Below are 13,193 nucleotides of genomic sequence, written 5' to 3' on the forward strand. Positions count from 1 at the left end.
CGTTTTGAGCCGTTAGACGTTACAGATTAAGACAAAAGGTCGGCCGGACTCACAACAGACAGGATCGGCCAACAGCAACCGTGATCCCTTGGGGGCGGAGAAAAAGGGTCCCGGCCGGGATATCCGACCGGGACCCTTGGACAGAGCTATATGTTGCCGTGAGCCGCGTGCCGACGAGCTACTCCTCGACGAGCTCAAACTGATCGGGACCGACGCCGCACACCGGGCATACATAATCCTCGGGCAGCTCGGGCGTATCGACCTCAACCTCGTAACCGCAAACGACGCACACGAACTTATACGTCTTCTTCTCCTCAGCCATGATGTTCTCCTCTCGAACGTGACTGGTGATGTACTTCATTTATCAGTATAGATTCTCAATAATATAATGCAAGTATTTTTAAAACATTTCTAGCCTTGATACGAGGACGCCTTCGGAGGCGTCTTGCCCTTCAGGACCTTATGGTAGTAATCGTAGGTGAGCGGCGTCTCGTTGCTCAAGCGCTCGGCATCCTCGACCTCGCCGATAAACAGTAGATGCGTGCCCACATCCACAGTGTCGATCAAACGGCAGCCAAACAGGGCCGCCGCGTGCTCGGGCACATAGGGCATGCCCAGAGCCGTCTCGCGGGTCTCGTATTTGGCAAACTTGTCGTAATCGCTGCTGGTGCGGAACCCAAAGTTACCGATGTAGAGCATATCGGCGGTCTGATCGATCACGGTCAGCGCGAACGCTTTGGCCGATGCGATGACACCCGAGGTGACGTTGTCCTTGTTCACGGCAATCGAGATGCGCGGCGGCATGGACGTCACCTGAACCGCCGTGTTGATAACGCAGCCGGCACGCAGCCCGTCGGCCGCGGCACTCACCACATAGAGCCCACTCGGCATGGTAAAGAACGCAGTTTTGTCCATAACAAGTACTCCCCTAACCCGGGATTGAACCTTAAGGCTGTATGTACCCATAAAAAGCGGAGCCCATAACGGACGCCGTCTTTTGGAAATATATGGCAAAACAGCAAGGAAGACGGGGCGGGCGCGGTAGGGCACCTTCCCGTGAACTCGCTCCTAGCGGTTGCGTTCTTTAAGGGCGCGATCGATTTCGCGTTGAACATCGCGTTTGGCCATGTCCTCGCGCTTGTCGTAGAGCTTTTTGCCTCGGCCCAGGCCCAGCAGCAGCTTTACGCGGCCGTCGGTATTAAAGTAGAGCTCCAACGGTACCAGCGCATAACCACGGTTGCGAAGTTTGCCGTCGAGAAAGTCAATCTCCTTGCGGTGTAGCAGCAGACGACGACGGCGATCAGGATCGCGGTTCCACACGCCACCATGGCTATAAGGGTGAATATGCAGGCCAACGAGCCAGCACTCGCCGCCACGAATCAGCGCGAAGGTATCGGTGATCTGGCAGGCGCGCTCGCGAATCGACTTGACCTCAGTGCCACTCAGCTCAATGCCGCACTCAAACGTCTCATCGATAAAGTACTCGTGGTGTGCCGAGCGATTCTTGGAGATGAGCTTGCGCTCGCGCTTACTGGGCATCGCCGGCCTCCTTGGCTCCATCGGCGTTTGAGCCCGCGGCGTCGCGCTTTGCCTTGCGCTCAGCATTGAGCTCGGCGTCGCTCTCGCGCACCAGTTTGATAATCGCCGCGCAGGCCTCCTCGCCCACCAAATCGCGAGCACGCACCGTCAGGCGCGTCGCCTCCTGCTTGTCGCCATCGCTTGCAGCATCGGTCGCACACATGATCAGGCAAATGGCAATCTCAGCCGAAGGCGAGGTCGGCACGCCTTGCAGGCTCAGCTCGCCCATCACGTGCTCATCGCTCTCCTCGGCGGCATCGGGGTAGGCAGTATGAATCTTGTTGAGCAGGCGCGTCGTATGCGCATCGCCAGGCGCCAGACGCAACGCCAGGCGCGCACAACCCACGGCGGCCGAGACATTCTCGGTCTCGGGCTCAAGGAAATACTGGCCCAGGTTGGCATAGGCGCGTGCGGCGCGCTTACCGTCGCTCGCGCGCTCCAGCACCGAGAACGAGAGCGATGCCCACTCCTGTTTGTCCTCGAGTGCGCGGAACAGCTCGGCCAGGTCCAAGCGATAGTTGCAGTTCATGGGATCCCAGCGCACGGCCTGCATCAAGGCATTCCGAGCACTCACATAATCCTGCTGACGAATGTAGGCAAACGCCATGTCGGAGTACAGGCGGTCAAAGGGAACCTCGATCTGCACCAGCTCGCGCGGATCCTTCTCCACGCGGCGATAGGCCAGGCGCTCAAACTTGCTGTCGAAGCTAAAGTACTGGCGCTTCTCCTCCGTCTTGCACTCAGCGTCGATATACTCCTCGGCGAGCTCCACCAGACGCTCCAGCAGCGGCGTCGCCGTAGCCAGGTCTCCCTGCGCCAGATAGTTCTCGGCATACGTGATGTCTTCCAAGCTGATAGGCAGGTCCATGACAACTCCTCGGTCCGGGCGGCAGACTCAACGCGCGCCTTAAAAATCGGTCAATACACAAAACCCGGGTCTCTTACGAGGCCCGGGCGTTCAATTTTGGTAGCCCGTACCAGATTCGAACTGGTGATCTCCGCCTTGAGAGGGCGGCGTCCTAAACCGCTAGACGAACGGGCCATATGTAGCAAATGCAATGGCTGGGATGGAGGGAGTCGAACCCCCATTGACGGAACCAGAATCCGCTGTCCTGCCATTAGACGACATCCCAATGACTGCATCGCTGCGCTCGGCTGTGCCTTTGCGCAAGAAAGAAATATACGGGAAGTACCGCCGTGACGCAAGCCCCAATTTTGACTTTTTTAAAATTCAGTCAAATTGGCCTAATTTAGTCCAACCCGTGAAGGACCTGTGAAGCCGACCGCTGTACACGAAGGGCAAAACGCCGCGAGCGGTAGCCGTCAACCGTTGGCAGATTCTACCGCGAAAACGATAGCACCAGGCAACACAATCGAAGCATCAATGATCGCGTAGATATCGAGGCGCCATGGACGAAGAGCTTGATTACCTATGGGAGACCCTGGGCCTCGAGATCACTGCTGACCTTTGGCCCGAACGGGACAAAATCCATCCCACACTGCGCCCCGCCATCACGGTGATGCAGGCAAACTACCGCCGCGCCTCATTTTTGATCATGCGGATGTCATGGCACGCGGGACTCCCCGACCTTAAGCGAATCCAGGCAAGCCTCGTCGAGCTGTCCGGTATGCCGACCGTCATATCCGAGGCGCACCTGGAGCAGCGACAGCGCGAGCGACTGCAACAGCAGCGGATTCCCTTTATCTGCCCCGGCGTTCAGGCATATCTGCCCTTTATGGACGAGGAGTACTGGAGCGGCAAGCCCAACAAGCACGTAAAGGTCTACGATCCGCACGAATGGGCACAGCTCGAGGATTGAGCCGAGCGAGCCCGCCGATGGAAAACACGTCCCGCCCCGAGCGCTCAAAACGGGTCGCACTTTCCGCAGCCGCTACAGCAGTGCCTCAGTCCAGGCCGCTTCCTTAAAGCCAGGAATCGCAAAGTCGTCGCCCACCAGCAGCGGACGCTTGACCAGCATGCCGTCGGTCGCTAGCAGCTCGTAGCACTCCCGATCCGTCATGCCCGCATCCAGACGCGCCTTCAGGCCCAGCTCTCGATATTTCATGCCCGACGAATTAAAGAAGCGCCGCACCGGCAGCCCCGAACGAGCAATCCAGGTCGCAAGCTCATCAGCCGTGGGATTGTCCAAAACGATATCGCGGTCGATATACTCAACCCCATGTTCGTCCAGCCATGCCTTGGCCTTTTTACAGGTCGAGCACTTGGGATATTCAACAAACAGTACCGCCATGGGATTTCCTTTCTTAGAGAAAACAGGTGTCCGGAAAACTGCACATCGACGACCACTCGCGATTGCAGCCGTTATTGTAGTCAATGTCGAAGCATAGGCAGTCGCGATGTCTCGTCTTAAGGCTAGCGCCTCGCATGGGCGCCGATCGGCCGAGTCGCATAGCGCACCAACGCCGCTGCCAGCAATACCAACAGCATGGCGGTGACATAGCCCGCAGCATCGAATCCTAAATCGATAACGTCGAAATGCCTGCCGGGAACAAAGATCTTATGTACCTGATCGCCAACGGAGCAGACGGCGCAAAAGAGCAACACGGGCACGCAACGGGAGCATACGCTCCACGGACGCCTGGAAAAGCAAACCACGACCACCGAGGCGAACAATCCGACGAAGAAAAACTCTACGGTATGGGCAACGCGACGGACGTTCGTGCCCACCCACATGCGAATGGAAGCAAGTCGGCCAGACCGGACATTCGAAGCAGCCGAATCGGTGCCCCCGGTCATCCCGTTCTCGGTCTGAGCTTCACCCGCGACATCGGCAGCCTGTACGCCCGTAGCCTGACCCTCCACCACACGCGCGGTGGACTCGCTCAGCAACGACGTCTCCACCGCATTTTGCTCCGTCAGCACCCAGATGCCCGCCAGCGTTGCAGCGAACAGAACGATCGCGGTCCATCCGATTATTTGTTTTACGCGCGCCAAGGGCCTACCTCCTTTTTTGAATATCAGCGAGTGTAGCCCCAAATGACATCGCCATCGTATCAAAATTTGAATCGCAACAGGAAGCGACAAAGCGACGCAAACCCCTACCCCGCCTCGCGCATCCAGCGATCAAACGTCCCCACGCACACGCCCAGGCACTTTGCTGCCTGGCTGCGGGTAATATCACCCGCCTCATAGCTATCCCGTACCAGATCAAACTGAGGAGGGCACGGCTTGCGAGGTCGACCGAAACGGACGCCTCGCGCCCGCGCCGCTGCAATTCCCTCCGCTTGGCGCCGATGGATATTCTCGCGCTCCACCTGCGCCACGTAGCTCAGCAGTTGCAGCACAATATCGGCAATCAGGGTATTAGTCACATCCGGCGTGCCGCTTGCCCTGGCGCGCGTGTCAAGCAATGGCATGTCCAACACCACAATGGCAACCCCGAGCTCCTTGGTAATGCGACGCCATTCCTCAAGAATCTCGGAGTAATTACGACCAAGTCGGTCGATAGAAAGCACCACCAGCACGTCCCCGTCTCCCAGGACGTGCAGCAGCTCGCGATAGCGCGGTCGATCGAAGTCCTTGCCGCTCGCATGGTCGGCATAAATATTCGCCGAGCCCACGCCATAGGCGCCCAGCGCATCCAGCTGCCGATTAAGATTCTGATCGCGCGAACTCACCCGCGCATAACCATACACCGTCGCCATCTCATCCCCGCTTTCTTGTAAACCTGCCAAAAAGGGACAGGTTTATTTTGGTAGGTTTTACCTCTCAAATAGCAGGTAAGCGGGCGGCCGAGCAGACGGCAAGGTAGCCATGATCCAAATGCGGAGGGCGGCCCCGAAAGACCGCCCTCCGCTCTCCCGCCATGAGTCGAGATTTGGCTAATGGATAAGCTTAAAGTCCAAGTGCCCACGCGTGGTATTGACGCGCGAGACCTCGATAATCACGCGCTGGCCCAGTTCATAGCGAGTCCCCGTGTCGGCGCCCGTCAGCGTAAGCGCATCCTCGTCGAACTCGAACCACTCGTTGCCCAGGCTCTTGATCGAAACCAAGCCTTCGACCTGCGTCAGGTCCAAGCGCACAAAGAGGCCCATGCTGCTAACCCACGAGACGGTTCCGGCATAGCGCTCGCCCAGACGGTCCTCATAGTACTGGGCAATCTTGATCTTTTGCGTCGCATGGCTAGCGGCATCTGCCGCGCGCTCGGCATCGCTGCATGCGCGGCAGATCTGCGGCAGAATGCGCGGCAGCGACTCGCGCCCCTTGCCGATCAGCCGCGGCGTACGGACCAGGGCGTCCTTGCCGCCGAGCTGCTCATAGGCCAACTGCAGTTTGAGCACGCGGTGCACCACCAGATCGGGGTAGCGACGGATGGGACTCGTAAAGTGACAGTAGCACGGCGCGGCGAGCGCAAAGTGGCCCTCGTTGCGCGGCTTGTACAGTGCGCGCTGCATGCTGCGCAGAAGCAGCGTGTTGACGAGCGGTGCGTTGGCCGTACCGGCGGCAGCATCAACTGCAGCCTGTAGCTCATCGGGACTCCCCAGGGCGATACCGGCAGCACGGCGATCGTCGATGATGCCTAGCTGCGCCAGCGCAACGGCGGCACCGTGCAGGCTATCGGGGCTCGGATCCTCATGCACGCGATAGCAGGCCTCGATATCACGGTCTGCCAGCCACTCTGCAACGCACTCGTTGGCGAGTAGCATGGCTTCCTCGATAAGCGACGTGGCACACGAACGCTCGCGCGCCACAATCTGCACGGGCACTCCGTCCTCATCCAATAGAGCGCGAATCTCGGCCGTGTCAAAATCGACTGAGCCGCGGGCACGACGAATACGACGGCGAAGTTCGGCGAGTTCGTTGGCGGCGACAAGGAAATCGCCGAGGTCGACGTTATAGCCGCGAGCAGTTTCCTCGCACGCAAGACCGCGCTCAAGCGCCTCCTCGCGCGAGGCCTCAGCAGCCGCAACATCCTCAGCGGCGCCTTCCAGCACCGAATACTCAACAGCGTCGGCACGCACCAGCAGCGCCTCGGCGCCGTCATAGTCCATACGCACACGCGAGCGAATCACGCTGGGGTACGGATCGTAATGCCGCACGCGACCCTGCGCATCGAGCTCAATGTCAACGGTAAACGCAAGACGGTCCTCGTCAGGGCGAAGCGAGCATAGGTCACAGGACAGGCGTTCGGGCAGCATGGGAAGCACGCGATCGGCCAGATACACCGATGTCGTACGATGGCGAGCCTCAAGATCGATATGCCCGTCCCAAGCCACATAGTGAGAAACGTCAGCGATATGCACACCCAGCTTGTAGCCACCCTCGGGCGTGCGCTCAAGCGAAATGGCATCGTCAAAGTCGCGCGCGTCGACCGGGTCGATCGTGATGACAAAGCGGTCGCGCAGATCGCGGCGGAGCGGGTCCTTAAGCGCCGCGGACACATCGAGCGAAAGTCCCTCGGCCTCGTCCAGCGCGGCCTCGGGATAGCTATCGGTATAGCCGTAACGCGCCATCACGTATTGAACGCCCAAATCGGACGCGTCATCTCCGCCAATGCGGCGTTCGATCGTCACGGTGCCCGATTCCAGGCGCGTCGGGTAGGTCAAAATGCGCGCGACAACGGCATCACCCGGGTGGACGCCCAGACGATCCGCCGAGGTATCCTCGGGCAGAATGAAGAAGTCGGCCTTCAGGCGCGAATCGAGCGGCTCGATCACACCGAGCGGACCAGCGGTCTGGTACGTACCCACCACGCTTATGGCTGCGCGCTCAACCACGCCTTCGATCACGGCGCGCCGCTCACCGTGCGGGCTGTTCTTAATGCTCACGGCAACGGTATCGCCATCCATGATCTCGCGCTTACCGCGGCCCATGACCTTGTAGTCGCCGTTTTCGGTTACAACGTAGGCGCTATGCTCATGGAGCTGCACGCGCCCGGTCAGGCTCGGACGGCGTTCGCTGCGCACCGGCCCGCGCTTATTGCGAGCTCCACGCTTATGCTTGTTATTGCGCCCCATGGCGCCTCCTAACTATCGATTGCGAACTCCAAAGAGTCTACCCAAATGATCCGTTTTCCTGCCGTCCCCTAGGGATCAAAAAACGGGCCGCCCCGCAAGAGACGACCCGTTGGAAGGGATGAATTCCAGGCATGCCTACACGCGCAGGTAGCGGCGCATGGCGATGGCAGAACCAAAGAGACCGATAATCACGCCGACCAGAATCAGCGCAGCATAGGTCACCAGGTAGTACTGCATCGGCAGGGCAAACGACATCCAGCCGATGCTCTCCTGCAAACGCGGAATCATCAGATTGCGCAGCAGCTCCAGAACGCCGATGGAAAGCAGCGAGCCCAAAATGGCCTGCAGTACGCCCTCGGTGATAAACGGGCCGCGAATGAAGCCGTTGCTGGCGCCGACCAGACGCATAATCGCAATCTCACGACGACGCGCCGTGATGGACAGGCGAATCGTGTTGTTGATGAAGATGAATGCGATAAAGGTCAAAAGGCCAACGAGCACCACGGCGGCGATGCGGATGTAGTTGGTCACCTGGAACAGGCGGCTCACTTCCTCCTGGCCGTACAGCACGCTCGCGTTGACGTCGCCGTCATCCGCGATCTTCTGGAAGTCGGCGTTCTTCTTGAGCTTCTGGGCCGTGCTCTCGACCTTGGACGGATCGTCCATCTCAATTGCAAACGAAGCCGGCAGCGGGTTCTGGCCATCGAGCGCGCTCATGGTGGCGTCGGCGTTGCCCGACATCTTGCTCGTATACTCGGCCAGCGCGTCGTCCTTGTCCTTATAGGTCACGGACTTGACGTTATTCCACGTCTTAAGCTCGGCCTCAAAAGCCTGAACATCGGCCTGATCGGCGTCATCGCTAATGAACGCGTTGATGACAACCTGATCCTCGACGGTGCCGATCACGGAGTTCAGCATCGCGGAGCCCATGATGAACAGGCCGATGATAAACAGCGAAAGGAAGATCGTGATGACGGCGCCGAGCGAGGTAGTCCAGTTACGGAAGAAGTGACTGATTGCCTCTTTGAAGGAGTAGCCCACGTTAGTTGGTGCCATAGTTGCCGTAACCTCCCCTCTCCTGGTCGCGGATAACGTGGCCGCCCTCGAGGGCGATCACGCGACGGTGCATGCTATCGACCATCTCGCGGTCGTGCGTGGCGACGATCACGGTGGTGCCGGTGCGGTTAATACGCTCGAGCAGCTTCATGATGCCCAGCGAGATCGCCGGGTCGAGGTTACCCGTGGGCTCGTCGCAGATCAGCAGCGGCGGACGGTTGACCATAGCGCGGGCGACGGCGACGCGCTGCTGCTCGCCACCGGAAAGCTGGTCGGGCAGCGAGTCCATCTGATCGGCCAGACCGACCAGACGCAGCACCTCCGGCACCTGGCTGCGAATGACGCCCTTGGGCTTGCCGATGCACTGCAGGGCAAACGCCACGTTTTCGTAGGCGGTCTTTTGCGGCAGAAGCTTAAAGTCCTGGAACACGGCGCCAATCTGGCGGCGCAGGAACGGAACCTTGCGGTTCTTGATCTTCATGAGGTCCTGACCGGCAACCAAGATGCGGCCGCTCGTCGGCTTGACGTCGCGGTTGAGCGTCGACAGCAGCGTGGTCTTACCCGAGCCGGAATGACCGACCAGGAAGACGAACTCGCCCGGATAGATCTCAATGTTGATGTCGTCAAGTGCAGGCTTGTTGGGCTGTGCCGGATAGATCTTGGTGACATGCTCCATAAGGATGACGGGCTCGACACCGGCCTGCTTGGCCATCTTCTTGCGGCTGGCCTGCGGATCGATGGGCGCAAACACCGACGTAAAATCGGGGTTGTTGAGCGCGTTATCGAGGCTTGCGACCTCGGCTGCCTGATCGCTCTCGACCACCGGGGCAGCAGGCTGCGTGGGATCGGGAATAGCGGCAAAGAGACCGGACTGCGCAGGCTGAGGAACCGGCGTCGCAGGGGCCATGGGGTCGGGAATGCCGGCCATGGTAGGCTGCGGCGTGGCGGCGCCAGCCTGAGGCTGCTCCACGCGAGCGGTCACGGCCTGAACGGGCTCAAAACCCGCCGTGCCGGAAAGCGCGACATCGCTGGTGGGATTGTAGGCAAAGGGATCGGATGCCGGCTGTGCCTGATCTGCCGGCTGAGTGGGGGCCTGAGCAACAGGCTGGCCCTCTGAATCCGGAGTGGCGAAACGGCTGCCCTGGACGCCTGTCTGCGTCTTGGGGGCATCATCGCCCGCACCGGAGGTACGGAAGTGGTTACCCACTGGTGCTCCTTATCGTCGTGCGTTTAAACTACATGAGCGCTTTGTATTTTAGCAGCATTAGCTTTGCTGCACATAAGAAGCATGGCGGGGTTTGGGTCTCACCGGCCGGGCGCAGGGTTACCTCCCAAATCGTCCTCGCGCATGGCCGGCATTTGTCCTGCTCCTGCGGAGCTGCGGACAAACGCCGGCCTGCGCTGCGGAAAGATTTGGGAGGTAACCCTGCGCCCGGCCTGCGGCTACTATGGGGCCGACGCACCAACTTGAGATGCTGCGCATACAAAGTTGGAAGGGTCTGAATTGCACTTTGTTGGGATGGGCCCGTTTCCCCATGGGAACTTTGCTTGGCAGGACTCTAATTTAAATTCAGCATAAACAGGGGCGCCCTCTTTGAGGACGCCCCTGTTCTGGCTTGTTTGCGGTTGTCGAAGCGATGCTTTGCCTCGTCTTGCCCTAGGCCAAGAACTCCTTGGTGGTCGCCACGATGTTGGCGGCGTCCAGGCCGTACTTGTGCAGGAGCTCGGCGCCCGGGCCAGACTCACCGAAGGTGTCGTTGACGCCGATCTTCTTGAGCGGCGTCGGGCACTGCTCACACAGGACGTCGGCAACGGCGCTGCCCAGGCCACCGATCACAGAGTGCTCCTCGACGGTCACGACGTGGCCGGTCTTGGTGGCGCTCTTGACGATCAGGTCGGCATCGATGGGCTTGATGGTGTGCATGTTGATGACCTCGGCGTCGATGCCCTCGGCAGCGAGCTGCTCGGCGGCCTCGAGAGCCTCGCCGACCATCAGGCCGCAGGCGATGATGGTCACATCGGCGCCCTCGCGCATGACAATGCCCTTACCCAACTCGAACTTGTAGGTCTCGGGGTCGTTAATAACCGGCGAGGCCAGACGGGCGAAGCGCATGTACACCGGACCGTCGCACTCGTAGGCGGCGCGCGTCACGGCGCGGGCTTCGACGTCGTCGGCAGGAACGATAACGGTCATGCCGGGGATGACGCGCATCAGGGCGATATCCTCGCAGCACTGGTGTGTGGCACCGTCCTCGCCCACCGAGATACCAGCGTGCGTGGCACCGATCTTAACGTTGAGGTGCGGGTAGCCGATGGAGTTACGGACCTGCTCAAAGGCGCGGCCGGCGGCGAACATGGCAAAGGTGCTCGCGAAGGCAACGCGACCGGTGGTTGCGATACCGGCGGCAACACCCATCAGGTTGCTCTCGGCGATACCCACATCGAAGAAACGGTCGGGGCAGGCGGCCTTAAACTTACCGGTCTGCGTGGCGGCGGCCAGGTCGGCGTCGAGGACCACAAAGTCATCGTGCTCGTTGGCGAGCTCGACGAGGGCCTCGCCGTAGCTTACACGCGTGGCAATTTTCTTGACGTCTGCCATCCTAGAGCTCCTCTCCGGCGGCCGTGAGCTCTGCCATGGCCTGCTCAAACTGTTCATCGTTGGGGGCCTTGCCGTGCCAACCAACCTGGTTCTCCATAAAGGACACGCCCTTGCCCTTCAGGGTCTCGGCGATAATGGCGGTCGGCTGCCCCTTGGTGGCGCGAGCCTCGGCAAAGGCGGCGCGGATCTGGTCGAAGTCGTTGCCGTTGGCGAGCTCCACCACGTGGAACTTAAAGGCGCGGAACTTGTCGGCGAGCGGCATGGGGTCGTTGACCTCCTCGACGGGGCCGTCGATCTGCAGGCCGTTGTGGTCGACGATCACACAGAGGTTGTCGAGCTGCTGGTTGCCGGCAAACATGGCGGCCTCCCAGACCTGGCCCTCCTCGCTCTCGCCATCGCCCAGCAGGGCGTACGTGCGATAAGTATCGCCCCAGTGCTTGGCGGCAACGGCCATGCCCACGGCGGCGGAGATGCCCTGGCCGAGCGAACCGGTGGACATGTCAACGCCCGGAGTGTCGTTCATGTTGGGATGACCCTGCAGGTGGCTGCCGATGTGGCGCAGCGTCTCAAGATCCTCCTTGGGGAAGAACCCACGCTCGGCGAGCACAGCGTACAGACCAGGTGCACAGTGGCCCTTGGAAAGCACAAAGCGATCGCGGTCGGCCTTGCGGGGATGGGCCGGGTCGACGTTCATTTCCTCAAAGTACAGATAAGTCATGATGTCGGCAGCGCCGAGCGAACCGCCCGGATGGCCGGACTTGGCAGCGTGCACGCCGGTGACGATGCCCTTCCTTACCTCGTTGGCAACCTTTTTGAGCTCTTCGTCGCTCATTGTGCCTTCCTTTCATCCTCATTAGACAAAATGCGCACGGCACCGAAGGTAATCCCAACACAGCCGCAATGCACGTACGTCATTCATTATGCTGGAAACTGATGGCTTTACCAGAGTTTTTATCATTATTTGAACAATTTAGCAGGCAGAACCGCTGATGAAACGGTTTATCAATGTGAACGTCTTTTGGATGGGACGCGGTCGGCCCTACGCGCTAATGTCCTTGAATCCCTCGCCGAAAGCTTCCGTAACGTCGGCGACCGTCACAATGGCGTGAGGATCGCGCTCGCGCACGATCGTCTTGAGGGTATTGAGCTCTCGACGGTTCACGATGACCATGATCACCGGCTTCTCGACACCCGAATACATGCCAGTCGCCTTAAACTTGGTACAACCACGACCCAGGCCATACATGATATCGGCAGCGATATCAGGGAACTTGTCCGAGATGATGAGTACCATACGGCGTTTGTTGCCACCATCGACCACGGCATCGATCACGTAGCCGCTAATGACCATCGAAAGGCCTGCATATAGTGCATTTTCGATTGAAAAGACCGGAGCCGACAGCGCGCATACGGCAACATCGATCGCCATGACGGTCGAGCCCACGGGCAGCGAGGTATTACGCGAGATGATTTGGCCAATCGTGTCCGAGCCGCCGGTGTTGGCGCCGGCGCGCAGCACCATGCCGTAACCGATGCCTGTAATAATGCCGCCCCACATGGCAGGGAGCATCAGGTCCGCATCCGCCAGAGGTGCTACAAACGGGGCGAACAGATCGGTAAAGAAGCCCAGCAGCACAAAGCCCGTCGCGGTCTGCACCACGTAGAACATGCCGCCCTCGCGCATAACGACCAGCAGCAGCAAGGCGTTCATCACGATCGTCTGAATACCAACGGGAAGCGATATGCCGCGCGATGCGCCGACCGCCTGGATAATGGTGGCAAGGCCCGTAACACCACCGGCAGCAAGGCCGTTGGGAATCAAAAACAGGTCGGTCGCAATAGCGGCCAGAGCGCACCCCAACATAATCTGGGGCAGGTCGTGAAAGAAGTTCATCGATAGAATGCGCTTGATGTCCAGACGATATGCCATGCTACCTCCCTCAAAAAAGCGCACCCAAACGGATGCGCTTCGAACTTCTTG

The 13,193-nt window shown here is 59.8% G+C and carries 14 protein-coding genes and 2 tRNA genes; 1 reads left to right on the forward strand and 15 read right to left on the reverse strand.

Annotation, left to right across the window (positions count from 1 at the left end):
• Positions 1–178: 178 nt before the first annotated feature.
• The 6 genes from DWW12_RS00060 to DWW12_RS00085 all read right to left on the reverse strand — a co-directional run bounded on the left by DWW12_RS00060 (position 179) and on the right by DWW12_RS00085 (position 2,711).
• The gene (locus DWW12_RS00060; protein WP_055251878.1) at positions 179–322 is read right to left on the reverse strand and encodes a rubredoxin-like domain-containing protein; all 144 of its coding nucleotides are present in this window, start codon (positions 320–322) and stop codon (positions 179–181) included.
• An 89-nt stretch (positions 323–411) separates the two neighbouring features.
• Positions 412–915 carry a flavin reductase family protein gene (locus DWW12_RS00065; protein ID WP_117854422.1) on the reverse strand — a complete coding sequence of 168 codons (504 nt, stop codon included), beginning with the start codon at positions 913–915 and terminating at the stop codon, positions 412–414.
• A gap of 153 nt (positions 916–1,068) precedes the next feature.
• Positions 1,069–1,539 carry an SsrA-binding protein SmpB gene (smpB, locus tag DWW12_RS00070; protein ID WP_006235325.1) on the reverse strand — a complete coding sequence of 157 codons (471 nt, stop codon included), beginning with the start codon at positions 1,537–1,539 and terminating at the stop codon, positions 1,069–1,071.
• On the reverse strand, positions 1,529–2,446 hold the full coding sequence (locus tag DWW12_RS00075) for a hypothetical protein (RefSeq protein ID WP_117854423.1): 918 nt from the start codon (positions 2,444–2,446) through the stop codon (positions 1,529–1,531). The genes smpB and DWW12_RS00075 overlap by 11 nt, the downstream gene beginning before the upstream one ends.
• Positions 2,447–2,543: 97 nt before the next feature.
• Positions 2,544–2,620 (reverse strand) — tRNA-Glu (locus tag DWW12_RS00080).
• A gap of 17 nt (positions 2,621–2,637) precedes the next feature.
• Positions 2,638–2,711: transfer RNA gene (locus DWW12_RS00085), tRNA-Gln, on the reverse strand.
• A gap of 276 nt (positions 2,712–2,987) precedes the next feature.
• Between DWW12_RS00085 and DWW12_RS00090 the strand changes: the two genes are divergently transcribed.
• The gene (locus tag DWW12_RS00090) at positions 2,988–3,398 is read left to right on the forward strand and encodes a hypothetical protein (protein WP_117763185.1); all 411 of its coding nucleotides are present in this window, start codon (positions 2,988–2,990) and stop codon (positions 3,396–3,398) included.
• 72 nt (positions 3,399–3,470) lie between these two features.
• Here DWW12_RS00090 and DWW12_RS00095 read toward each other — a convergent pair whose 3' ends face one another.
• The 9 genes from DWW12_RS00095 to DWW12_RS00135 form a co-directional block, all read right to left on the reverse strand.
• Positions 3,471–3,830: an arsenate reductase family protein gene (locus tag DWW12_RS00095; RefSeq protein ID WP_117854425.1), complete on the reverse strand. Its 360-nt coding sequence runs from the start codon at positions 3,828–3,830 to the stop codon at positions 3,471–3,473.
• A gap of 122 nt (positions 3,831–3,952) precedes the next feature.
• On the reverse strand, positions 3,953–4,534 hold the full coding sequence (locus DWW12_RS00100) for a VanZ family protein (RefSeq protein ID WP_158556474.1): 582 nt from the start codon (positions 4,532–4,534) through the stop codon (positions 3,953–3,955).
• Between the two features lie 104 nt (positions 4,535–4,638).
• A complete protein-coding gene (locus DWW12_RS00105; RefSeq protein ID WP_117773343.1) occupies positions 4,639–5,244 on the reverse strand; it encodes a recombinase family protein in 606 nt (201 codons plus the stop codon).
• 177 nt (positions 5,245–5,421) lie between these two features.
• Complete coding sequence (locus DWW12_RS00110) at positions 5,422–7,557, reverse strand: ribonuclease R family protein (protein WP_117854428.1); 2,136 nt, start codon at positions 7,555–7,557, stop codon at positions 5,422–5,424.
• Between the two features lie 135 nt (positions 7,558–7,692).
• Entirely contained in the window at positions 7,693–8,613 is a 921-nt protein-coding gene (gene ftsX, locus DWW12_RS00115; protein ID WP_089572231.1) for a permease-like cell division protein FtsX, read from the reverse strand.
• A complete protein-coding gene (gene ftsE, locus DWW12_RS00120) occupies positions 8,600–9,820 on the reverse strand; it encodes a cell division ATP-binding protein FtsE (protein ID WP_117759469.1) in 1,221 nt (406 codons plus the stop codon). Before ftsE ends, ftsX begins: the two co-directional genes overlap by 14 nt.
• Before the next feature lie 450 nt (positions 9,821–10,270).
• Positions 10,271–11,212 (reverse strand): transketolase family protein, encoded by a 942-nt coding sequence (locus DWW12_RS00125; protein ID WP_006235309.1) that lies wholly within the window; start codon positions 11,210–11,212, stop codon positions 10,271–10,273.
• 1 nt (position 11,213) lies between these two features.
• Complete coding sequence (locus tag DWW12_RS00130; RefSeq protein WP_117854430.1) at positions 11,214–12,044, reverse strand: transketolase; 831 nt, start codon at positions 12,042–12,044, stop codon at positions 11,214–11,216.
• A 207-nt stretch (positions 12,045–12,251) separates the two neighbouring features.
• On the reverse strand, positions 12,252–13,142 hold the full coding sequence (locus DWW12_RS00135; protein ID WP_117854432.1) for a YitT family protein: 891 nt from the start codon (positions 13,140–13,142) through the stop codon (positions 12,252–12,254).
• Between the last annotated feature and the right edge of the window lie 51 nt (positions 13,143–13,193).

Origin of the sequence: Collinsella sp. AF14-35, assembly GCF_003464565.1 — a bacterium.
Taxonomy (GTDB): domain Bacteria; phylum Actinomycetota; class Coriobacteriia; order Coriobacteriales; family Coriobacteriaceae; genus Collinsella.

Bases quoted from the DNA above. Each gene is read 5' to 3' on its own strand.
- DWW12_RS00060 (WP_055251878.1), bottom strand. From the start codon at position 322: ATGGCTGAGGAGAAGAAGACGTATAAGTTCGTGTGCGTCGTTTGCGGT.
- DWW12_RS00065 (WP_117854422.1), bottom strand. From the start codon at position 915: ATGGACAAAACTGCGTTCTTTACCATGCCGAGTGGGCTCTATGTGGTG.
- smpB (WP_006235325.1), bottom strand. From the start codon at position 1,539: ATGCCCAGTAAGCGCGAGCGCAAGCTCATCTCCAAGAATCGCTCGGCA.
- DWW12_RS00075 (WP_117854423.1), bottom strand. From the start codon at position 2,446: ATGGACCTGCCTATCAGCTTGGAAGACATCACGTATGCCGAGAACTAT.
- DWW12_RS00090 (WP_117763185.1), top strand. From the start codon at position 2,988: ATGGACGAAGAGCTTGATTACCTATGGGAGACCCTGGGCCTCGAGATC.
- DWW12_RS00095 (WP_117854425.1), bottom strand. From the start codon at position 3,830: ATGGCGGTACTGTTTGTTGAATATCCCAAGTGCTCGACCTGTAAAAAG.
- DWW12_RS00105 (WP_117773343.1), bottom strand. From the start codon at position 5,244: ATGGCGACGGTGTATGGTTATGCGCGGGTGAGTTCGCGCGATCAGAAT.
- DWW12_RS00110 (WP_117854428.1), bottom strand. From the start codon at position 7,557: ATGGGGCGCAATAACAAGCATAAGCGTGGAGCTCGCAATAAGCGCGGG.
- ftsX (WP_089572231.1), bottom strand. From the start codon at position 8,613: ATGGCACCAACTAACGTGGGCTACTCCTTCAAAGAGGCAATCAGTCAC.
- DWW12_RS00125 (WP_006235309.1), bottom strand. From the start codon at position 11,212: ATGGCAGACGTCAAGAAAATTGCCACGCGTGTAAGCTACGGCGAGGCC.
- DWW12_RS00130 (WP_117854430.1), bottom strand. From the start codon at position 12,044: ATGAGCGACGAAGAGCTCAAAAAGGTTGCCAACGAGGTAAGGAAGGGC.
- DWW12_RS00135 (WP_117854432.1), bottom strand. From the start codon at position 13,142: ATGGCATATCGTCTGGACATCAAGCGCATTCTATCGATGAACTTCTTT.